Annotated in this window: 19 protein-coding genes and 1 tRNA gene; 15 read left to right on the top strand and 5 right to left on the bottom strand. The window is 62.9% G+C overall.

What is annotated here, in order from left to right; all coding sequences use genetic code 11:
* Positions 1 to 144: 144 nt before the first annotated feature.
* The gene (locus tag QTA58_RS04600; RefSeq protein WP_289673018.1) at positions 145 to 1794 is read right to left on the bottom strand and encodes an iron ABC transporter permease; all 1650 of its coding nucleotides are present in this window, start codon (positions 1792 to 1794) and stop codon (positions 145 to 147) included.
* Between the two features lie 63 nt (positions 1795 to 1857).
* Positions 1858 to 5691, bottom strand: a complete 3834-nt coding sequence (locus QTA58_RS04595; RefSeq protein ID WP_289671897.1) for an ATP-binding protein — start codon at positions 5689 to 5691, stop codon at positions 1858 to 1860.
* A 235-nt stretch (positions 5692 to 5926) separates the two neighbouring features.
* Here QTA58_RS04595 and QTA58_RS04590 point away from each other — a divergent pair, with 235 nt between their 5' ends.
* The 3 genes from QTA58_RS04590 to QTA58_RS04580 all read left to right on the top strand — a co-directional run bounded on the left by QTA58_RS04590 (position 5927) and on the right by QTA58_RS04580 (position 7055).
* Positions 5927 to 6373, top strand: coding sequence for a phasin (locus tag QTA58_RS04590; protein ID WP_085422398.1), 447 nt, complete (start codon positions 5927 to 5929; stop codon positions 6371 to 6373).
* Positions 6374 to 6500: 127 nt separating this feature from the next.
* A tRNA-His gene (locus QTA58_RS04585) sits at positions 6501 to 6577 on the top strand.
* Between the two features lie 232 nt (positions 6578 to 6809).
* Entirely contained in the window at positions 6810 to 7055 is a 246-nt protein-coding gene (locus tag QTA58_RS04580; protein ID WP_085423369.1) for a helix-turn-helix transcriptional regulator, read from the top strand.
* 120 nt (positions 7056 to 7175) lie between these two features.
* Here QTA58_RS04580 and QTA58_RS04575 read toward each other — a convergent pair whose 3' ends face one another.
* Positions 7176 to 8075, bottom strand: a complete 900-nt coding sequence (locus tag QTA58_RS04575) for a LysR family transcriptional regulator (RefSeq protein WP_289671896.1) — start codon at positions 8073 to 8075, stop codon at positions 7176 to 7178.
* Between the two features lie 122 nt (positions 8076 to 8197).
* Between QTA58_RS04575 and QTA58_RS04570 the strand changes: the two genes are divergently transcribed.
* Positions 8198 to 9694, top strand: coding sequence for a CoA-acylating methylmalonate-semialdehyde dehydrogenase (locus QTA58_RS04570; RefSeq protein ID WP_289671895.1), 1497 nt, complete (start codon positions 8198 to 8200; stop codon positions 9692 to 9694).
* Positions 9695 to 10097: 403 nt separating this feature from the next.
* Here QTA58_RS04570 and QTA58_RS04565 read toward each other — a convergent pair whose 3' ends face one another.
* Complete coding sequence (locus QTA58_RS04565; protein ID WP_289671894.1) at positions 10098 to 11144, bottom strand: Fe(3+) ABC transporter substrate-binding protein; 1047 nt, start codon at positions 11142 to 11144, stop codon at positions 10098 to 10100.
* A gap of 173 nt (positions 11145 to 11317) precedes the next feature.
* On the opposite strand from QTA58_RS04565, the gene rirA reads away from it, so the two are divergent.
* The 4 genes from rirA (at position 11318) to QTA58_RS04545 (ending at position 14503) form a co-directional block, all read left to right on the top strand.
* Positions 11318 to 11788, top strand: a complete 471-nt coding sequence (gene rirA / locus QTA58_RS04560) for an iron-responsive transcriptional regulator RirA (protein ID WP_085422402.1) — start codon at positions 11318 to 11320, stop codon at positions 11786 to 11788.
* A 187-nt stretch (positions 11789 to 11975) separates the two neighbouring features.
* The gene (locus QTA58_RS04555; protein WP_289671893.1) at positions 11976 to 13007 is read left to right on the top strand and encodes an AbrB family transcriptional regulator; all 1032 of its coding nucleotides are present in this window, start codon (positions 11976 to 11978) and stop codon (positions 13005 to 13007) included.
* Between the two features lie 97 nt (positions 13008 to 13104).
* On the top strand, positions 13105 to 13632 hold the full coding sequence (locus tag QTA58_RS04550) for a gluconokinase (RefSeq protein WP_289673016.1): 528 nt from the start codon (positions 13105 to 13107) through the stop codon (positions 13630 to 13632).
* Between the two features lie 214 nt (positions 13633 to 13846).
* Entirely contained in the window at positions 13847 to 14503 is a 657-nt protein-coding gene (locus tag QTA58_RS04545) for a TetR/AcrR family transcriptional regulator (RefSeq protein ID WP_289671892.1), read from the top strand.
* 29 nt (positions 14504 to 14532) lie between these two features.
* On the opposite strand, the gene QTA58_RS04540 is transcribed toward QTA58_RS04545, so the two are convergent.
* A complete protein-coding gene (locus QTA58_RS04540; RefSeq protein WP_289671891.1) occupies positions 14533 to 15780 on the bottom strand; it encodes an FAD-binding oxidoreductase in 1248 nt (415 codons plus the stop codon).
* Between the two features lie 245 nt (positions 15781 to 16025).
* Here QTA58_RS04540 and QTA58_RS04535 point away from each other — a divergent pair, with 245 nt between their 5' ends.
* The 7 genes from QTA58_RS04535 (at position 16026) to kdpC (ending at position 21892) form a co-directional block, all read left to right on the top strand.
* Positions 16026 to 16211, top strand: a complete 186-nt coding sequence (locus QTA58_RS04535; protein ID WP_289671890.1) for a hypothetical protein — start codon at positions 16026 to 16028, stop codon at positions 16209 to 16211.
* 13 nt (positions 16212 to 16224) lie between these two features.
* Complete coding sequence (locus QTA58_RS04530; RefSeq protein ID WP_289671889.1) at positions 16225 to 16512, top strand: hypothetical protein; 288 nt, start codon at positions 16225 to 16227, stop codon at positions 16510 to 16512.
* Between the two features lie 11 nt (positions 16513 to 16523).
* Positions 16524 to 16685 (top strand): hypothetical protein, encoded by a 162-nt coding sequence (locus QTA58_RS04525; protein WP_289671888.1) that lies wholly within the window; start codon positions 16524 to 16526, stop codon positions 16683 to 16685.
* Between the two features lie 495 nt (positions 16686 to 17180).
* On the top strand, positions 17181 to 17270 hold the full coding sequence (locus tag QTA58_RS04520) for a K(+)-transporting ATPase subunit F (protein ID WP_111561755.1): 90 nt from the start codon (positions 17181 to 17183) through the stop codon (positions 17268 to 17270).
* 35 nt (positions 17271 to 17305) lie between these two features.
* On the top strand, positions 17306 to 19009 hold the full coding sequence (gene kdpA / locus QTA58_RS04515) for a potassium-transporting ATPase subunit KdpA (protein WP_289671887.1): 1704 nt from the start codon (positions 17306 to 17308) through the stop codon (positions 19007 to 19009).
* A gap of 213 nt (positions 19010 to 19222) precedes the next feature.
* Complete coding sequence (gene kdpB, locus QTA58_RS04510; protein ID WP_289671886.1) at positions 19223 to 21310, top strand: potassium-transporting ATPase subunit KdpB; 2088 nt, start codon at positions 19223 to 19225, stop codon at positions 21308 to 21310.
* Positions 21311 to 21322: 12 nt separating this feature from the next.
* Positions 21323 to 21892, top strand: a complete 570-nt coding sequence (kdpC, locus tag QTA58_RS04505; RefSeq protein WP_289671885.1) for a potassium-transporting ATPase subunit KdpC — start codon at positions 21323 to 21325, stop codon at positions 21890 to 21892.
* Positions 21893 to 22096 lie beyond the last annotated feature (204 nt).

Genomic DNA, 22096 nt, shown 5'->3' with positions numbered 1-22096 from the left:
TCTCGTGTATGGAAGGCGCGTAGCCGCGAGCTTTCATAGACATGACGTCTCCACCGACCCTCGTTGGACAGCATTAAACTTCAAAGGCAGCTTCGGCTGCCTTTCTTTTGGTCTGGGATGCACCCCTGGATTGCCGATGCGGAGCTACCGCAATCTGTCGAGCGAACGCGAAACCAGCATGACCGGGACGAGACCCGCCAGGATGATGATGATCGCCGCCACCGAAGAATCCTCGATCTTCGCACGCGAGGCGTCCTCGTAGACGAGTGTCGCCAGCGTGTTGAAGTTGAACGGACGAAGCAGGATCGTCGCCGACAGTTCCTTCATCGTTTCGATGAAGACGAAGAGCGCCGCAACCAGCAGGGCGGGGCGCATGTTGGGCAGCAGAACAGACCAGAGCGTCTGCCGGCGGTTCCGCCCGAGCGCGCGGGCGGCCATGTCGAGATGCGGCGAAAGTTTTTGAAAGCCTGCATCGAGATTGCCTTCCGCCATCGTCATGAACCGCACCGTACAGGCATAGACGATCGCAAAGCCGGTGCCGGAAAGCAGAAGCCCCGTTGAAATCCCGAGATTCGCGCGCAGGAAACCGTCGAGCGCATTGTCGAAGCCGGCGAGCGGGATCAGCACGCCGATCGCCAGAACCGTGCCCGGCACGCCGTAGCCGAGCGAGGCGATGCGGCCTGCGAAAGTCGCAAGCGCCGAATGCTCGCTGCGGGCGGCATAGGAAAGAATGAAGCCGAGCGAGACCGCGCAGAGTGCGGCGGCGGCCGATACGGCGATGCTGTTCCACAGCGCGTCGAGGAGCCGCGGATCGGCGAAGTTTTCGACACGCGCCAAGGCGAAACGGCCCAGAACCAGGAAGGGGATGAGGAACCCGACCGCTATGGGCAGCGCGCAAAAGACGGTCGCAAGCCAGGCCCGTGCCCCGGAAAGCGCCGGCCGCGCGGTGGCGTTGACCATGGCCGTCGTCCTGTTGCCGGCAAAGCGCTGCTGCCGGCGGGCGGCGCGCTCCACGAGGATCAGGATGGCGACGACGAGCAGCATGACGGCGGCGATCTGTGCCGCGCCCGAAAGGCTGCCGCGGTTGAGCCAGGTGTCGTAGATCGAGAAGGTCAGCGTGTTGACGCCCAGGAATTCCACCGCGCCGATATCGTTCAGCACCTCCATCATGACCAGCGTCAGGCCGATCATGATCGCCGGCCGCGCCATGGGTATCTTGACCCTGAGGAACACCCGAAGCGGCCCGGCGCCGAGCGTGCGGGCGACATCGGCCGCCGCACGTCCCTGCATCATGAACATCGAACGGCAGGCAAGATAGACATAGGGGTAAAGCACGGAGGAGAGCACCAGCACGGCGCCGCCGAGCGAGCGGATATCCGGAAACGAGTAGTCGCGCGCCGTCCTGTAGCCGAATACCTGCCGGTACCAGGTCTGCACCGGGCCTGTGAAATCGAGAAATTCCCCGAAAGCGTAGGCGGCCAGATAGGACGGGATGGCAAGCGGCAGCACCAGCGCGGCCGAGAGCAGCCGGCGGCCAGGATACTCGAAGCTTGTCACCAGCCATGCCGTCACGATGCCGAAGAGAGCGGTCACCAGGCCGGTGAAGAAAAGCAGCGAGATCGTCCTGCCCGTGGCGCGCGGCACGACATTGGCGATGACGTGCCGCCAGGTTTCGTCGCCGCCCGAGGCAGCGATCCAGAAAATCGCCAGGATCGGCAGCGCGACCACAACCGCGATGCCGACCGCGAGCCAGGAGAGCGGCCGGCGCGGCTGGCGTGCTCTTGGCACCGGCATGTCGGATGTCGAAACCTGCAAATTCCACTCCTCTTTATGGGAGGAGTGCTAACCGCCGCGAGATCAGTTCGCAAGCACCCGCGGCGAGGGGAAGGTGATTTCCACCAGCGTGCCCTCGTTCGGCGCCGAGGTGATCGCGAAGGCGGCGCGGTTCGCGTCCACCATCGCCTTGGTGAGCGGCAGGCCGAGGCCGGTGCCGTCGCCGCGCTTGCGGGCGCTGTTTGCCACCTGTCGGAACGGCTTCATGGCGAGTTCGAGTTCCGAGCGGGTCATGCCGATGCCCGTGTCACGGACGCGGAGGACCACATTGCCGTTCGCCTCGTAAGCCGTCGAGACGACGATCTGTCCGCCTGATGGCGTGAAGCGGATGGCGTTCGACAGGATGTTCAGCACGATCTGCTTGATCGAACGGAGATCGGCGACCACCGGCGGCACGGCATGCGAAAGCGCGGTGCGGATGATCACCCGCTGGCTGTTCGCCTGCGGCTGCACCAGCGAAACCGCTTCCGACACCGTCTCGTTCAGGCCGACGGCGATGAAATCGAGCTCCATCTCGCCCGCCTCGATCTTGGAGATGTCGAGCAGGTCGTTGACGATGTCGAGCACGTGACGGCCGGAGCGGCCGATGTCGTTGGCATATTCCACGTAGCGCGGATGGCCGATCTGCCCGAAGCGCTCCGTCGCCATCATGTCGGCAAAGCCGATGATCGCATTGAGCGGCGTGCGGATCTCGTGGCTCACATGCGCCAGGAACTCGCTCTTGTGGGCATTCGCCGTTTCGGCGGCACGCTTGGCGGTGCGCAACTCCTCCTCGGTCCGCTTCCACTGAGTGATGTCGCGGATGACGGCGCAATAGCCGTTCGAGGAGGTGAGCTTGCCGATCGTCATGAAGAGCGGCAGGAAGCCGCCGGATGCCTCGCGACCGATCACTTCCCGGCCGTCGTTCAGCACGCTGGCGACGCCATGGCCGGAAAGTCCGCTGAGATAATCGAGGATCGCCCGCTGGCTCTCATGGGCAAACAGCATGACGAAGGGCTGGCCGTTGATCTCTTCGTTGTCGTAGTTGAAGAGCCCGCTCGCCGCACGGTTCAAGGAGCGGATATCGCCTTCCGCGCCGATGATCACCACACCGTCGGTCGCCGTTTCCAATATGGCGCGCAGTTCCTCCACCTCGACCTGCAACCGTGCGAGCTGGTCGGCCGGACGCAGGGGACGCAGCGGAATGACCTCCGCCGCCTCGCCGCTCTCCGGCAATTCCGGATTTTCAGACGAGATCGGCATCAGGGCAAGCATGAGCGCGGTCGAATCGTCCCAGCGGACGGATTGCAGCCGCGCCGTCACCGGGACGACGGCGTCGTCGGCGCGCACCACGACCATGCCGCCCGCTTCGGTCGTCTTGCCTTCCAGGTCCTGGCGCTGCAGAAGCGCATCGAGCCCGCCCAGTTCCGCCAGTTCTTCGATGGACGAATAGCCGGTGAGCCGCAGGAATTCGGGGTTGCCGTGGATCAGAACGTCGCCGTTGTGGACAAGCAGCGCGATCGGCATCTGGTCGATGATCTCGGCCGAAAGACCGATCCGCTCGCGCACGGGGATCATCTGGCTCAGGAGCTCGCGGTCGGAAGGTGCGGGAGGGCCGGCAGGCTCTTCCGCGGCTGTTTCTGCACTATCCGGCTCGGCCGCCGGTTCCTCGGAACCCTCGTCTATCTCCTGCACGGAAGCTTCGGAAATGTCGGCCTCAGTTTCGGATGTCGGCGCGGAGGCGGTCGCGTCCGCTTCCGGCATCTCGTCCGTAGGGGGCTTGTCAGTCTCTTCGGATGCGGAAAGTTCCTTTTCACCGCTTGGCGGGGCGTGCGAACCCTGGCCGGGATCGATCGCGACCTGTTCCAGCGGCTCGGCCTGTTCGGCAACAGGCGTTTGCAGCTCGGACGGGGTCTCCGGAGTTGCTTCCTCCTCGCCGCGGCCGACGAACGTGTCGAGCTGCCGGGCGATCTCGCGGAAAGCCGCTTGCTCTCCGGGTGTCAGCCCGTCGCGCCGGACGGATCTGCGTTCCTCGAGCTGGATCACCTTGTCGGAATGGCGGCGGCCGGGATTGCCGACGACCTTGAGCGCCGGCGGTTCGCCTTCCGGCCAGTCGAGCAGCGACGGCATCTGCCCGTCCGAAGCAGAGACACCGGCCTCTTCCGGCGACGGCAGTTCGGAACGCAGCTCTTCGGACGATTCGGACGGAGCCGCCCCGTCGGCGGCGGCCGAGTTGCCGGCCTGGTCGGCAGCTCCCCGGTCTTCTGCGACTGTTGGCTCTTCCTGCCGCTCGGCAGGGCTTTCCTCCGGCGCCTCATCGGATTCGAACGCAGTCTCGGCTTCCGATGCGGCGACGTCCTCCGGCACGGACCGGGTCAGCGTAAGGCCGATGGCGTTCGGGTCTTCCGTCGCATCGCCGATGCGTACGATGCCGAAGCCGCGGAAACCGTCGAATTCGCGGGTGCGCGTATAGGTGGGCAGTGCGGCGAGATCGACCGGTACCATGAGCGAAGTGCCCTCGACGGGCCACCAGATGGTCTTGCCGGACCACGTGTCGCGCTTGTTGAGCAGTTCGGCGATTTTTCCGTCCGGATCGAGATGGAAGAGGGCCGCAAGATCGGTAAAGGCCATGCCGTTGATATCGGCGGCATGCGGGCCGACCGCGTCTGCGAATTCGCTCGAAACCTCGCTGAACCGCCCCGAGGCATCGATCTTCCAGACGAAGCGGATGGCGCGCCCGTCGCGGCGGAAGATGAAACCGTCCTGCTCGGGCGCGACGTCTTCGGCTGCGGGTACGGCGGCTTCGATGGTTTCGGTTTCCGCGTCGTTCGCCGTTTCGCCTTCCTGTGGTTCGTCAGCGAGAGTTTCCGCGGTTTCGGCTGCGGCAATGGCCTCTTCGACGGGCTCGTCCGTCTCAATCATTTCGTCCGCGGTCTGTTCCGTCCGCTCTTCGTCGGCAGGCGCCGGCGGGGCGGCTTCGAAGTCTTCGCCGGTTTGGAGCGAAACTTCCTCCTCCGGCTCTTCCGTGTCCTCGATTTCGGAAACGGCGGCGATCACGTCGGCATAGCCGTCGGCCGGTACGGCCTCGACCGTGAAATCCTCGTTCTTTTGATCGAAGGCGGGTGCGGACTGCTGCTCTTCGGCCGACGCCTCGGCCTGACCGGGGTCCGGCGCATCGTCCTTCGGCTCAAAACTGTGTTCCGCTGCGATACGCTCCTGTGGGGTCTCCACCGTGAACAGGAGATGCAGTGCGGGCTCGTCGGAAAGCTTGCCGATCGCGGCCGGCAGATAACCCTTGACGGTCGGGATCGGCCGCTTGGCGAGCCGGCTCGGATCGCTGCCGGCCATGGTGGCCAGCATCTTGGCCGTCTGCGAGGTGACGCCGAGATCGGCGAACTCGGCGGAAGCGGCGAGCACGTCGCCGTCATCGTCGAGCACCGCCATATGCGTATCGGGATCGTCGAACCCCTCGATCATGCGTGCGGCACAGGCGGAGGGTGACAACCGGCCCTTTTCCGCCGGCGCGCTGAACAGGACGGCCGCTTCCCCCTGGACCTCGATGAGTTCGCAGACAGCCTGCACCGCAATGCGCTGGAACCCCGAAGCGACGCGGATGGTGAAATGCCGGACATCGCCGATGGCGCCGAGCTGGCGGGCGGCCGCTTCCGTCTGCCGGAAGGCGATGTCGACGCGGTTTGGCCCCTGGTCGAGGAAGTCGTAGATGGAATCGAAACCGAAGAGATCGGCACCGCGGCCATTGGCCCAGAGCGGGCTCTTCATGTCCGGTGAAAACAGCACGATCGCTTCGCCAGCCGCAAAACGAGCGCGTACGCGCTCGTGCACGGCAATGTCGATGAACGGATACTGGACTGCGGACATGAAACGAAACCTACGGGGCTTTTGTGACCGTATTTCTGCGGTTTAACGGATTGTTAATACCCTTCGCGCGGCCGCGGGTCGAGAGTGGCGGCAACCCAAACCGGAGATAGGGTTAATTCCGAGACTTGCTCATTGTGCGACGCACAATGATATTGCAATGCACAATGAGATAGACTATATAAGAGGCATGAGGTCTTCGGTGCTGCCGAAGAAAACGCCAACGAGGATTTGAACGATGGCATACAGGACTGACGATATCTTTTCCTTTTCCGCTTTCGATCCGGCCAAGCTGACCGAAAGCTTCCGTGAGTTCGCCGAGAAGGGCGCCACCCAGTCTCGCGACGCCTATGCTAAGATGAAAGTCGCTGCGGAGGAAGCCACCAAGACGGTGGAAACCACGATGCAGTCCGCCCAGGCCGGCTCCGTCGAGCTTGGATTGAAGGCGATCGACGCGCTGCGCACCAATGCCGACATGTCGCTTTCCCATATGGAAGCGCTGCTCGGCGTGAAGTCCGTTTCCGAACTTTTGGAACTGCAGACCGCCTTCATCCGCAAGCAGGCCGAAGTGACCGTCGAGCAGGCCAAGGCCATGCAGGACGCCGCCCGCAAGCTCGCCGAAGACGTCGCGAAGCCCGGCAAGGAAGCTGCCGAAAAGGCCATGGCGACCTTCAAGGCCGCCTGATTTCCGCGGCCCTGTTTTGCAGGAAACGGCCCGAGTACGCTCCGGCCTCTTCTATTTGCGGAAAGGGCTTGCAAAAAGCGTCCGATCGCCGTATGTGACCCGCAATACCGCTTAGGCGGCTTCTCGTGCGGTTGTAGCTCAGTTGGTTAGAGCGCAGGTTTGTGGCACCTGAGGTCAGTGGTTCGACCCCACTCAACCGTACCATTTTCCACAGCAATATACCTTGATCCCGACGCTTTTCCGCGCCCTGCCATCTTTCGACCCGAAAGCGAACACATTTTTGTGCACTGCACTACACGATCTTGTCAGGATCGTTAACATGCCTATCTTTGGGGCAGCGAGTGCCTAAATTTTTGGACACCCGCGTCTTTTGGGCAGCTGCCCCCTTCACCTGCCCGGTTGTCCGGCAGGCCTTTCCAGAAGGAGAGTCATGAGCATGACCATTTCCATCAATAATTTCGCATCCGCGAACGGAACAAAGCTTTCCCTGCAGAATATCGCCGCTGCCGTCGCCGAAGCGCGCCGTGCCGTAGGTTATAGTATCGAGGAGCTTGCCGTGACGACCGGCCTCGTCAACGACGAGATCGTTCGCATCGAAAACGGTACGGATGCCGATCCCGCCAAGCTGAAGCGCATCGCGGCAGCCTTGCAGGTTCCGGTTTCGACATTTCTTCCTTCCTGATTTCTCAGGTTTCCGGCCGCTTCGGCGGCCGGTCCCTTCCAAAAGGCCGTTGAGGCCGACAATCCCCCAGATTTGGCATCCCCCAGCAGGCTCGGCTCACGAGCTTGTGGTTCCGCGTCGTCAGGAAGAACTGAACGGCCAGGTGAAAATCCAGCCTTCCTCGGCCACCAGCTCTTTCAGGAACTCGACGACGGCTCTCAGCCGCATCAGGTCGCGCGTAGTCTCGTGATAGGTGGTCCAGTAGGACCGGCGGATGACGATCTCCGGCAGCACGCGGACGAGTTCCGGATATTGCCGCGCCACGTAGTCGTGCAGGATGCCGATGCCGGCACCGGAACGCACCGCCTCGGTCTGGCCGATCGCGCTCGATATCTCGAAGCTTGCATCCCAGTTTCGCATCACTTCGCCGGTGAAATTGAGCGAAGGGGAGAAGATCAGGTCTTCGACATAACCGATCCGCGGGTGTTCTCTCAGCGCCTCCAGCGTTGGCGGGTTTCCGGCCTGGTCGAGATAGGTTTTCGAGGCGTAGAGCCCGAGCGTATAGTCGGTGAGCTTGGACGAGACGAGCCGGCCCTGTTCCGGCCGCTCGATGGTGATGGCGATGTCCGCCTCGCGCTGGGAAAGCGAGAAGGATCGCGGCACCGGCACGAGCTGTAGTTTCAGTTCCGGATGCCGCCGCGTCAGGCGGCCGAGCCGGGAGGCAAGGAAGGAGACGCCGAACCCGTCCGGCGCGCCGATCCGGACCGTTCCGGCAATCGCCGTGTCGATCCTGCCGGTGCTTGCCTGTGCGGCCAGCATTTCCGTTTCCATCCGCTCGGCGGCGCGGAAGAAGACCTCACCCTCGGCGGTCAGCTCGCAGCCGTTGGTGCGGCGGATGAGCAGGCGCGTGCGCAGGTCCTCCTCCAGCGCCGTGATCCGGCGTCCGAGCGTGGCGTGATTGATTCCGAGCCGCCGCGAGGCGGCGAGAATCTGGCCGCTCCGCGCAACGGCAAGGAACATGCGCACATCATCCCAGTTCATGGGAAACTCCAATGTCGAATTCTGCACAACGGATGCGTAAACTACGGCGTTGCTCTGTGCAATTCTGAGAGTATCCTCGGCTATCCAGAAAAGAGCGCCGTCAAGGCAGGAGGAGCACACCCATGCGTGAGATCGGGCATTTCATCGGCGGCAAGCGCGTCGCCGGCACCAGCGGCCGCACCTCGAACGTCTTCAACCCCGCAACCGGCGAAGTCCAGGCGAAGCTTTCGCTCGCCAGCGTCTCGGAAATCCGCGCCGCCGTGGAAAACGCCAAGGAAGCCCAGCCGAAATGGGCGGCCACCAACCCGCAGCGCCGCGCCCGCGTGTTCATGAAGTTCGTCGACCTGCTCAACCAGAACATGGACGAGCTCGCGACACTTCTCTCCAGCGAACACGGCAAGACGGTCGAGGATTCCAAGGGCGACCTCATCCGCGGCCTGGAAGTCTGCGAATTCGTGATCGGCATTCCGCATCTCTCCAAGGGAGAGTTCACCGAGGGCGCCGGTCCTGCGATCGACATGTATTCGCTTCGTCAGCCGGTCGGCATCGGTGCCGGCATCACGCCGTTCAACTTCCCGGCCATGATCCCGATGTGGATGTTCGCGCCGGCGATCGCCTGCGGCAATGCCTTCATCCTGAAGCCGTCCGAGCGCGATCCGTCCGTGCCGCTTCGCCTTGCCGAACTGATGATCGAAGCGGGCCTGCCCGCCGGCATCCTCAACGTCGTCAACGGCGATAAAGCCGCCGTCGATGCGATCCTGGCCGATCCGGACATCGGTGCGGTGTCCTTCGTCGGCTCGACGCCGATCGCCCGTTACGTCTATGGAACGGCGGCAATGAATGGCAAGCGTGCCCAGTGCTTCGGCGGCGCCAAGAACCACATGATCATCATGCCGGATGCCGACATGGATCAGGCCGTCAACGCGCTGATGGGCGCCGGTTACGGTTCGGCCGGCGAGCGCTGCATGGCGGTATCGGTTGCCGTCCCCGTCGGCGAGGAGACCGCCAACATTCTTGTCGAGAAGCTGACGCCGAAGATCGAGGCGCTGCGCATCGGCCCCTATACGGACGAGAAGGCCGACATGGGCCCGGTCGTCACCAAGGAAGCGCATGCCCGCATCGAAGGCCTGATCGGCCGGGGCGTCGAGGAAGGCGCCAGGCTCGTGGTCGACGGCCGCGGCTTCAAACTGCAGGGCTACGAAAACGGCTATTTCGTCGGCGGCACGCTGTTCGACCACGTCACCCCTGAGATGGACATCTACAAGCAGGAAATCTTCGGTCCGGTCCTCTCGGTCGTCCGCGCCAATAACTATGAAGAGGCGCTCTCCCTGCCGATGAAGCACGAATACGGCAACGGCGTCGCGATCTTCACCCGCGACGGCGATGCCGCCCGCGATTTCGCAAGCCGCGTCAACATCGGGATGATCGGCATCAACGTGCCGATCCCGGTGCCGCTCGCCTATCACTCCTTCGGCGGCTGGAAGGCCTCCGCCTTCGGCGACCTCAACCAGCACGGTACGGATTCCATCAAGTTCTGGACCAAGACCAAGACGATCACCGCCCGCTGGCCGTCCGGCATCAAGGACGGCGCCGAGTTCGTCATGCCGGTGATGCGATAAGCCGTACCAAAGAGCAGCAATTCCGAACGGGCCCTTTCGGGGCCCGTTTGCGTTTGTTCGAGCATCCGAGGGGTGTCCGTTCAGGCCAGGTCGGTTTGTTTCCTGCCCGCACGTTGACGTTTTTGAAGACTGAACTAATTTAGCCGACGCAGTAGGAGTGGGGAGTTCAGTCCATGGTATATGAGTGGGATGAGAGACGCGCTCGCCGTGCGCATTTGACCAAGATCGGCCTTAGCCTGCTTGCCGCGCTGGTGATCATAGCTGTTCCGGCCTGGGTCGCGATAACGCTGGACGTTATCTGAGCCGGGCATCTTTCGATATCCGGAAACGCATCAAGGCCGGCTTCGGCCGGCCCTGATCCTTTTTCTTGCATCTGTCTTCTGGTCGGTCCTGCGGCTCCGGCTCAGCTCTCCGGGCCTTCGTTGAAGCCGACCTTGTCGACCAGCTCCGATGCCTTCTTGCGGTTGGCGGCGATGTCGGCGAGCGACAGCGTGTCCGGCTTGATCGTGCCGAAGCTCTTCACGGTGGCGGAAGGCTCGGCGCCCGGCATGACGGGATATTCGAAGACCTGCTCGGCATAGATCTGCTGTGCTTCGCCGGATGCCAGGAATTCCATCAGCTTCACGGCATTGTCCTTGTTCGGCGCATTCTTGGCGAGCGCCATGCCGGAAATGTTGACATGCGTGCCGCGATCGGCCGAGTTCGGGAAGAGCACCTTGATCGCCTCCGCCCACTTCTTCTGATCCGGTTCCTTCTCGTTGGTCTGCATCAGGCCGACATAGTAGGTGTTGCCGATGCCGATGTCGCAGGCGCCTGCGAAGATCGCCTTGGCCTGGTCGCGATCGCCGCCGCTCGGTTTCTGGGCGAGGTTGTCCTTGACGCCCTTCAGCCAGGTTTCGGTATAGGCTTCGCCATGCACGGCGATCATCGATGCGATCAGGCCGATGTTATAGGAATGCTGGCCGTCGCGGATGCAGATCTTGCCCTTCCACTTCGGATCGGCAAGCTCCTCATAGGTGATGGAGGTCTGGGCGACGCGGTCCTTGGAGGCGTAGACGACGCGGCCGCGGGTCGTCAGTCCGAACCATTCGCCGGCGGGATCGCGCAGATTGGCCGGAATGTCCTTGTTGATCGTCGCGTTGTCGGTGACGGCTTGCGTCACGCCGCCTTCCTTGGCTTCCATGAGGCGGGCGATGTCGACCGTCATGATCACGTCGGCCGGCGAATTGGCGCCCTCGGCCTGGATGCGTTCGACAAGACCCTTGTCAAGGAAGAGAACATTGGTCTTGATGCCGGTCTGCTGCGTGAAGGTGTCGAGCAGCGGCTTGATCAAATCCGGCTGACGATAGGAGTAGATATTGACCTCGCCATCGGCATATGCCGCCGTGGTCGTTGCCAGCATGGATGCACCTATAAGTGCAGAAAGCTGGATCTTGCTCCGGATATGCATCAATTGTCCTCCTAGGGTTGTTTTTTCCTGAGGACTGAGGTCATGATTTTGGTGCGGCGTCAAGGAGGAGGGCTCCTAAAGGAGAGAAATGCGATCACATTTTTCTTTTTTTGGAATTGTTCAAAACTAGCGAAAGCTCTATATAGGGTTAATACGACTCTCGGGAGACCAGCATGCGCTTGACCAAACAGACCAATTACGCAGTACGGATGCTGATGTATTGCGCGGCCAACGAAGGCCATCTGAGCCGCATTCCCGAGATCGCAAGGGCCTATGGCGTTTCCGAGCTCTTCCTTTTCAAGATCCTCCAGCCGCTCAACAAGGCCGGTTTGGTTGAGACTGTCCGCGGCCGGAATGGCGGCGTGAAGCTCGGCCGCAGCGCCGATCGCATCACGCTTTTCGATGTGGTGAAGGTCACGGAAGACAGTTTCGCCATGGCGGAATGTTTCGAAGACGGCGTCGTGGAATGCCCGCTCGTCGATAGCTGCGGCCTGAATGCGGCCCTGCGCAAGGCGCTCAACGCCTTCTTCGACGTGCTTGCGGAATATACGATCGACGATCTCGTCAAGGCACGTCCGCAGATCAATTTCCTGCTCGGTCTCGATACTCTGCACATGCCGAAGGTCACGGCCCCGGCCGCTTGAGCCCTTGCGATTTTTGGAATGGAAAGCGCCGGTCGAAAGCCGGCGCTTTTGTTTTGCCGTTGGCTTTGCGCGAGGTTGACCTTCGTCGCATTTGCAATAGAAGGGGCAGGCATTCGGCCTTCCGGCCGCCCATTCCTGTGGCGCCTCGCGCCGCGTTCCAAACCCAACTGTCCGCAGGCTCCAGGGGATGTCTCTTTCGGAATTGCGTACCTTTGCGCTGACTGCGCTGATCGGCACCGCCGGCGCATTGATCGCGATCGCCGTCGCTTTTCCCGCGCCCTACCTCATTGGCCCGGCTGTCGCCGTCACCTTGGCGGGCCTTGCCGGCATGCAGTTGTCGGTCCCCAGTGCTGTCCGCAACGTCTGCTTCGTCGTCGTCGGCGTGTCCATGGGAACCACCGTGACGCCTGAGGTGATCGTCGCGGCACGCACCTGGCCGCTCAGTTTCGTCATGGTGCTGGTCGCGGTCGTCATCCTGCTCTACGTCAGCTGCTGGGTGCTGCAGAAGTTCTTCCGTTACGATCGGGTCACCGCCCTTCTTGCCTCCTCGCCCGGCCATTTGAGCTATGTGCTGAGCCTCGCGGCCGAAACCCGTTGCGACGTGCGCACCGTCGGCGTTGCCCAGAGCGTCCGCGTCCTGGCACTGACCATCACCGTGCCGCTGATCGTCGATGCCCTCGACCTCGTGGGAACGGATCCGGTCGTTCTGCCCGAGGCGATGAATACGCCGATCCTCATCGCCACGCTCGTCGTGTCGAGCCTTTTCGGCATGCTCTTCCTGCGCCTGAAGTTTCCGGCGGCTCTGCTCCTCGGCGGCGTGGTGGTGTCGATCGGCACGCATGTGACCGGCTTCGTCGGCGGCGGCGTGCCGAATTGGCTGCTCACGCCGACCTATGTCATCCTCGGCTCGGTCATCGGAACGCGTTTCTGCGGCGTTTCGCTCGGTGAGCTGCGCACCGCCTTCGTGGCGGGCGGCGTGGTGACGATCGTCGTCACCGTGCTGGCTGCTGCGATCGCCGGCAGCGTGTCCTATCTGACCGGAGTGCCGCTCGACGCGGCATTGATCGCGTTCGCCCCCGGCGGGCTCGAAACCATGTCGGCCATGGCGGTGATGCTGCATGCGGACCCGACCTATGTCGGTGCCCATCACGTGCTGCGGCTGCTGTTCCTTTCGGTGCTGATGCCGCTGATGCTTGGCAAGGATGCCCGGCAGCGGTGAGATTGTGGACATTTCCAAGCGTCGGGGCTTGTGATGCATCGGCAAGGGCGGATATCCGTGGCTGATCCGGGAATATGAGAAGGGTGTATTGATCCTCATGAATCTGAAGAAACCGGCAGCCATCGTGGTCATGGGCGTCAGCGGATCGGGAAAGACCTCGGTGAGCGAACGCCTTGCCGAGCGGCTCGGCTGCGCTTTCGTGGAGGGGGACCGCCTGCATCCGGCGGCGAATGTCGCCAAGATGGCGCAAGGCATTCCGCTCACCGACGACGATCGCTGGCCCTGGCTCGATCTCGTCGGGGGCGAACTGGCCGGGGCGAGGGGACGGGGCGAGAGCGTGGTGGTCTCATGCTCCGCGCTCAGGAGGGCCTATCGCGACCGGTTGCGGCAGGCGAGCGGCGGCACGCTCTATTTCGTCTTCCTCACGGGCGATCCCAAGGTGCTGGAGGGACGGATGGGCGCCCGCACCGGCCATTTCATGCCCGCATCGCTGCTTCAGAGCCAGCTTGCGACGCTGGAAAGTCCGGAAGGAGAAGCGGGCGTCGTGACCGTCGACATCGATGCAAGTCTGGACGACATCGTCGGCAAGGCTTTCGAAGGGCTCGAAAAGATATGGCGGGCTTGATAACGTGATTCATGCTCCTATTTCCTCCCGCACTATGTCTTGCGTGCGGGCGGCGAAGTATTTTCGGGAAAATCGCCAGGCTGGGTGATCCGAAGTTCTTCCGGCGCCGTATAAAGAAACACTTTTTTGTGTCTATGCAATTTGCCGGGCCTCCGGGAATTCCGTGGCCCGCAAAATGCAGCGAGTGGCAGGTGTTTGAGGAGACGGTGTGCGGATGCCAGATTCGACGCGAGGACCGGGGCACGGTTCCCTTCGGCGAGTGCCGAAACAGGAAAGGAGCCGCGAGCGTATCGATGAGATCCTGAAAGTATCGATGGAACTGATCGGCCGGAAGGGCATCGATGCAGTGACCATGAAGGAGATAGCGTCTCTTTCCGGCGGGCCGATCGCATCGGTCTACCAGTATTTTCCGAACAAATCCGCCATCATCGCAATGCTGTACGAACGCTATGTCGAAGAGGTGCGTTCGTTCGTCAAGGAAGAAATCGACAGGATCGCGACCGCCGAAGACGCCCTGCAGGCGACCGAAGGGCTTTTCGATCTCTATTACCACAAAATGCGTCTGGAGCCTTCGACCCAGGATCTTCTGAACGCCATCCAGGCGGACAAGGCGCTCGCCGATCTGGATATCGCGGAAACGCGCTTTCAAGCAGAGGTGTTCTACGAGGCCACGGAGCGGTTCGTCCGCGAGCCGCTGCGCGAGAGTTACGCGCGCACGCTGCTCGTCATGTTCCACATGGCCGGAGCAACGCTCCGCCTGGCTCTCGTGGTGCCGGACGAGGAGGCCGCTGAGATCGTCGAGCAGTTCAAGTCCATCATCCGCGCCCAGGCAACCTACTATCTCACCGGCAGCTTTCCCGCTTCGCTTTGATGACCAAAACCCCGCCCGCCTGAGCGGTGTCAGGCGTTGAAACGCTCGGGCCGGTAGGCGGAGATGTCGATCAGCGTCTTCTCGCCCGTGATGGCTTCGGCGATCACCCGGCCCGTCACCGGACCGAGGGTGAGGCCGTGATGCGCATGACCGAAGGCGAACCAGAGGCCCTCGTGCCGCGGCGCCTTGCCGATCACCGGCATCATATCCGGCGTGCAGGGGCGGGCGCCCATCCAGGGTTCCCTGTCGAGCCGTTCGCCGAGCGGGAAGACGGTGCGGGCGACCGCTTCCGCCCGTTCGACCTGAACCGGCGTCTTCGGCGCGTCGCGGCGGGCGAATTCCGCTCCCGTCGTCAGGCGAATGCCCTGGTTCATCGGTGCGAGGAAATAGCCGCGTTCCGCATCCATGGTCCAGCCGTTGAGCTTGGCATTGCCCTTCGTGCCGTAATGCATGTGATAACCGCGCTTGACGCCGACCAGGAAATTGTAGCCGAGCGGCTTGGTGACCGTGTCCGACCAGGGGCCGAGCGCCACGACGACATCTTTGGCCTCCACCGTGCCGTCGCCGGCGACGATCCGCCAACCGGTCCTGGTTTGCGACAGGCTCTTTGCGTCACCCTTCAGCACGCGGCCGCCGAGCTTTTCGAAGAGCGCCACATAGGCGCGCGTCAGTGCCAGCGGATCCTTGACCGACCAGGGGTCTTCCCATTTCAGGCCGCCGACGAAATCGTCGGAAAGGTTGGGCTCTTGCGCCGCGATGTCTGAGGGCGACAGCTCCTTGAAGGCGACGCCGTATTCCTTGTTCAGCCGCTCGGCTTCCCGGATCTCGCCGTCGTGCTTGGCCCGGGTGCGGAAAACTTCGGTCCAGCCGTTCTTGGCGATCAAGGCTTCGGCACCCGCTTCCTGGATCAGTTCGTTATGGGTCGAGATGGAATGCTCGATCAGCGGCGCATAGGCGCGCGCGATGAGCTGATGGCGGGTGAGGTTGGAATGCCACCAGTATTTCGCCAGGAAGGACGTGACCGAGGGTAATGCCCGCCAGTGATAATGCGCGTCGATGCGGTTGTTCAGCGCATAGCGCAGGATGAGGCCGAACTGCTGCGGAAAGCCGTAGGGAACGACGCCCTCGCGCTGGATAAGGCCGGCATTGCCGTAGGACGTCTCCATCCCCGGTTCCTTGCGGTCGATGAGGACCACCGATTTGCCGCGCCGCGCCAGTTGCAATGCCGTTGAAACGCCGATGATGCCGGCTCCCAGCACGATCGCATCCGCTGCCATGATCTGAATTCCACTCTCATTCTTTTATGGTTCGAGGATTTAAACCCTCATCCGACCATGCCGTTCCGGATGCTGCGGCGCAAATGAAAAATCACCAATGCTATATGGATTCCCTATTTCTTCGCCGCCTCCGCCCAATCGAAAGCTTATGGGGCCGTCGCTACCTTTTTGAACAGGCATCGGCTTCGGTGCCGGCTCCGCGGCATCCCCGCCGCGCGGGCCAATTCCAAAAAGGAGTGACCTGGATGTTTGGCCGTTTGGGGAGTTTCTATCTGGCGCAGTACCTCGCGGAAGACGATGCGCGCCGCCGTGAAGAACCCGTATCGGACCGCAGTCCCGTCGACCAGAACCTCGGCATCTTCCTGAGGCTTCTCGGCGTGATGGGCATCGGCTTCTGCGCCGCCGGCGCGATCGCCCTGATGGCGGCTTGAGGAGGGATGCGTCATGGACAAGTCCCAGCTGAACAATGCCCGGAAAGGCGAGCCTCTCCAACGTGGCGTGCGTTTCATGGTCGGCCGCGATGCCGGTGGCCGCTGGATCGTCTCCGACCGCGAGGGCCGCGTCGGCGGGCTCTTCACCGACCGGGCTGCCGCGGTGCATTTCGCCATGTTCGAGAGCGATCACCTGCCAGGCGCGGTCTGCTGCGTCCCCGACCATGTGACGCTCAGCCTCGACTCGGCCTTCGAGAACCGGGTCATGAGCCCGAGGCTGAAAGTTGCCGGCCGGGCGTGAGGAGGTGGATAATGTCTCGCGCTTTCCATTCCATGCGCGGATACGTCTATCCGCGCGCGCATATTCCCGGGAACCATAAGGGCTTGCATGCTTCGAACATCATTCTCGGCATGCTTGGCGTGATGCTCGCGGTGCTTGTCATTGCCTATGCGATAACGCTCGTGGCTCATTGAGCCGGGGCGGTTACCTTCTGAGATTGCCCCTCACCCTAGCCCTCTCCCCGTTCTGACGGGGAGAGGGGACGTGCCCCACGCGGCGCCGGAGAGGCAGGAGGACGGCGCGACATATCCCTTCTCCCCGCGGGCGGGGAGAAGGTGCCGGCAGGCGGATGAGGGGCACTTATGTGGGCTTTGACAACGAGGCACCAACCCGGGCAGCAAGAGAAATTCCTATAGGATTTTTATTTCTTTCCTCTGCCGGCAATCTCGAACCCCTATGCGATCCCGCCGCATATTAGGCATGCGAGAGATCAGAGATCATCTCCAAAGCCAGCAAGCCTCAAAGGTGCCGTCTTCCCGGGATGGCGCCCTTTGTCTTGTCTTGCTCCATGAACAATCCAGGAGTCCGGATCGATGATGGATATCATTTTACTTGGCACAGCGGTCGTCTTCTTCGCCCTCTGCTTTGCCTATGCCCGAGCCTGTGACAGGCTTTGAAAGGAGGGCGCCATGATCTTCGACTATGTCTTGAGCGGTGCCGTGACCGTTTTTCTCACCGTCTATCTTACCTACGCTCTCATCCGTCCCGAGCGCTTCTGAAGAGAAGCTGCCGGAGATATTGAAAGTTTCCTCCCATGACCCTCAACGGATGGCTACAGATCCTCGTCTTCTGCGGGATCCTCATCGTGCTCGTCAAACCGCTTGGCGGTTACATGACGCGTGTCTTTTCGGGCGAGCGCACTTTCCTGTCACCGGTCCTCGTTCCGATCGAACGGGGGCTTTACGCCGTTGCCGGCACCGGCGAGCGGGAGGAGCAGCATTGGACCTCCTATGCCTTCTCGCTCCTGATGTTCAACCTTCTCGGCGTCCTGGTGCTCTATGCGTTGATGCGCCTGCAGGGCATCCTGCCTTATAACCCGGCCGGCATGGGCGCGGTCCCTTCCGAGCTCGCCTTCAACACCGCCACCAGCTTCGTCACCAATACCAACTGGCAGAACTACGGCGGCGAAAGCACCATGTCGTATCTGACGCAGATGGCCGGCCTCAGCGTGCAGAACTTCGTGTCTGCCGCGACCGGCATGGCGATTGCGGTCGCCCTGATCCGTGCTTTTGCGCGCGCCTCCGGCAAGGCGATCGGCAATTTCTGGGTCGATATGATCCGCTCCACCCTCTACATCCTGCTGCCGATCTGCATCGTGTTGACGCTGGTTTACGTCTGGCTCGGCGTGCCGCAGACACTCGGCCCCTATGTGGATGCAACGACGCTCGAAGGCGCCAAGCAGACGATCGCCGTGGGCCCGGTCGCCTCGCAGCTTGCCATCAAGATGCTCGGCACCAATGGCGGCGGCTTCTTCAACGCCAACTCCGCCCATCCGTTCGAAAATCCGGACGCCGTCTCGAACATGATCCAGATGCTGTCGATCTTCGCGATCGGCGCGGCCTTCACCAACGTCTTCGGCCGCATGGTCGGCAACCAGCGCCAGGGCTGGGCGATCCTGGCCGCGATGGGCATCCTGTTCGTCGTCGGCGTCGCCGTCGTCTACTGGGCGGAGGCCGCCGGCAACCCGCTGATGCATCAGCTCGGCCTTTCGGGCGGCAACATGGAAGGCAAGGAAGTCCGCTTCGGCGTCGTCCTGTCCTCGCTCTTCGCCGTCATCACCACGGCCGCCTCCTGCGGCGCGGTCAATGCCATGCATGGCTCGTTCACGGCGCTCGGCGGCCTGATCCCGCTCATCAACATGCAGCTCGGCGAAGTCATCGTCGGCGGCGTCGGTGCGGGCTTCTACGGCATCGTCCTCTTCATCATCGTCGCCGTCTTCGTGGCGGGCCTGATGGTCGGCCGCACGCCGGAATATCTCGGCAAGAAGATCGAGGCGAAGGAGATGAAGATGGCCGTTCTCGCCATCCTCTGCCTGCCGCTCGCCATGCTGGTCTTCACCGCCATCGCGACGGTGCTGCCTTCAGCCGTCGCCTCGATCGGCACGGGCGGTCCGCACGGCTTTTCCGAAATCCTCTATGCCTACACGTCGGCTGCGGCCAACAACGGCTCGGCTTTCGGCGGGCTGACCGGCAACACGCCCTGGTACAACGTCACGCTGGGTCTCGGCATGCTGATGGGCCGCTTCCTGGTCATCATCCCGGCCCTTGCGATCGCAGGTTCGCTGGTCGCCAAGAAGACGGTTCCCGCTTCGGCAGGCACGTTCCCGACCGATGGCGGGCTCTTCGTCGGCCTGCTCGTCGGCACGATCCTGATCGTTGGCGGCCTCACCTTCATGCCCGCGCTGGCCCTCGGCCCGGTCGTCGAGCACCTGGTGATGATCGCCGGCCAGACCTTCTGAGGTCCAAGGGGAGCAATGTCATGAGCATTCGTCAAGCACTCCGGAAACAGTCCATCCTTGCCTCGAAAAATCGAGGCAAGGAGACCAACCGGTGGCACGGGTCCAACGCAATTCTCGCGATGATGGGGATCGTTTTCGCCATCATCCTCGCAGTCAAAATCCTACACGGCTGACCGCCGCTCCGGTCGCCTTTTTTCAAAGCTGGAGTCTCTTATGAGCCAGGCAAAATCCGCGAGTATCATGGATAGTCGCATTCTCATTCCGGCCGTGGGCGCCGCCTTCACGAAGCTCAACCCGCGGACCCTTGCCCGCAACCCGGTCATGTTCGTCGTGGCCACGGTCTCGGTGCTTACCACCGTTCTGTTCCTCCGCGATCTGGTGACCGGCGGCGGCGATCTCGGCTTCTCCTTCCAGATCAACCTCTGGCTCTGGTTCACCGTGCTCTTCGCCAACTTCGCCGAAGCGGTCGCGGAAGGCCGCGGCAAGGCGCAGGCGGATTCGCTGCGCAAGACCCGCACCGAGACCCAGGCGAAGCTGCTCACCGGTACTGACCGCACTCAGTACAAAATGGTGCCCGGCACCAGCCTCAAGGTGAACGACGTGGTCATCGTCGAGGCCGGCGACATCATCCCGTCGGACGGCGAGGTGATCGAAGGCGTGGCCTCCGTCAACGAAGCGGCGATCACCGGCGAATCCGCGCCAGTGATCCGCGAATCGGGCGGCGACCGCTCGGCCGTCACCGGCGGCACGCAGGTCCTCTCCGACTGGATCCGCGTCCGCATCACGGCGGCGGCCGGCTCCACCTTCCTCGACCGGATGATCTCGCTCGTCGAAGGCGCCGAACGCCAGAAGACGCCGAACGAGATCGCGCTCAACATCCTGCTCGCCGGCATGACGCTGATCTTCGTGCTTGCCACCGCGACCATCCCGAGTTTTGCGGCCTATGCCGGCGGCTCGATCCCGATCATCGTGCTCGTCGCGCTCTTCGTGACGCTGATCCCGACGACGATCGGCGCGCTGTTGTCCGCGATCGGCATCGCCGGCATGGACCGTCTCGTTCGCTTCAACGTGCTCGCCATGTCCGGCCGCGCCGTCGAGGCCGCCGGCGACGTCGATACGCTGCTGCTCGACAAGACCGGCACGATCACGCTCGGCAATCGCCAGGCGACCGCCTTCCGTCCGGTCCGCGGCGTCACCGAACAGGATCTCGCCGATGCGGCCCAGCTCGCCTCGCTTGCCGACGAAACGCCGGAAGGCCGGTCGATCGTCGTGCTCGCCAAGGAGAAATATGCGATCCGCGGCCGCGACATGCAGAGCCTGCACGCCACGTTCGTGCCCTTCACGGCCCAGACCCGCATGAGCGGCGTCGATCTCGAAGGCTCGTCGATCCGCAAGGGCGCGGTCGACGCCGTGCTCGCCTATGCCGGCTCCGGTTCGCTGCCGGTTTCCGGCAACGCGGCCGTCGTTTCGCTGGGCGAGACGGAAACCGTGCGTGAACTCAAGGCCATCGCGGAAGAGATCGCGAAGTCCGGCGGCACGCCGCTCGCCGTCGCCCGTGACGGCAAGCTGCTCGGCGTGATCCAGCTGAAGGATATCGTCAAGGGCGGCATCCGCGAGCGTTTCGCGGAACTGCGCCGCATGGGCATCCGCACCGTGATGATCACCGGCGACAATCCGATGACCGCCGCCGCCATCGCCGCCGAAGCCGGCGTGGACGATTTCCTCGCCCAGGCGACGCCGGAAAATAAGCTGCAGCTCATCCGCGAGGAACAGGCCAAGGGCAAGCTCGTCGCCATGTGCGGCGACGGCACCAACGACGCCCCGGCGCTTGCGCAAGCCGATGTCGGCGTCGCCATGAACACCGGCACCGTCGCCGCCCGCGAGGCCGGCAACATGGTCGATCTCGACAGCGACCCGACGAAGCTCATCGAGATCGTCGAGATCGGCAAGCAGCTCCTGATGACCCGCGGCGCACTGACGACGTTTTCGATCGCCAACGACATCGCCAAGTATTTCGCCATCATCCCGGCGATGTTCCTGGCCTTCTACCCGCAGCTCGGCGTGCTGAACGTCATGGGCCTTGCGACCCCTCAGAGCGCCATCCTCTCGGCGATCATCTTCAACGCACTGATCATCATCGCGCTGATCCCGCTGTCGCTGAAAGGGGTGAAGTACCGGGCGATCGGCGCCGGCGCGCTGCTCTCCCGCAACCTCGTCATCTACGGTGTCGGCGGCATCATCGTCCCCTTCATCGGCATCAAGGCGATCGACATGGTCATCACGGCCATCGGTCTCGCCTAAGGAGTGTTCGAAATGTTGAAACAACTTCGTCCGGCAATCGTCATGATCATTGCCACCACGGCCATCTGCGGTCTGATCTATCCCCTCGGAATGACCGGCATCGCCCAGGCCGTCTTTCCGGCCCAGGCGAACGGCAGCCTTGTCGAAAAGGACGGCCAGGTGATCGGCTCGACGCTGATCGGCCAGGCCTTCACCGGCGAGCGGTATTTCCACGGCCGCCCCTCGGCTGCGGGCGACGGCTATAACGCGGCCTCGTCCTCCGGCTCCAATCTCGGCCCCACCAGCCAGAAGCTGATCGACCGGGTGAAGGCCGATTACGAGAGCGCCAGGGCCGCCAACCCGAATGCCGAAGTCCCGATCGACCTCGTCACCGCTTCGGGCAGCGGCCTCGATCCGCATATTTCGCCGGACGCCGCCTATTTCCAGGTGCCGCGCGTTGCGAAGGCCAGGCAGATGGACGAGGCTGCCGTTCGGGCGCTGGTAGATCAGCATGTTGAGGGCCGCGAACTCGGCTTCCTCGGCGAACCTGTGGTCAATGTGCTGGCGTTGAACATGGCGCTTGATACGCCTATGACACGGTGATGTTGCGGCAGACGGCCCCCTCACCCGGCCCCCGCTTTGCTCGGCCACCAACCGGGGACGGGTCGACGGCCCCGTCCCGTCCTCCGGACCCCCGAGGGGAGAGGAGGATCGGAGGCATTGCGGGCTATTCCCTTCTCCCCAGCGGGGAGAAGGTGCCGGCAGGCGGATGAGGGGGCTGCTTGCACCGACGGTTACGAAAGATCA

Origin of the sequence: Neorhizobium sp. CSC1952, assembly GCF_030378245.1 — a bacterium.
GTDB classification, from domain to species: domain Bacteria; phylum Pseudomonadota; class Alphaproteobacteria; order Rhizobiales; family Rhizobiaceae; genus Neorhizobium; species Neorhizobium oryzae_A.
The sequence above is the reverse complement of the archived record's forward strand: the minus strand, read 5'-3'. Positions and strand labels throughout refer to the sequence as shown.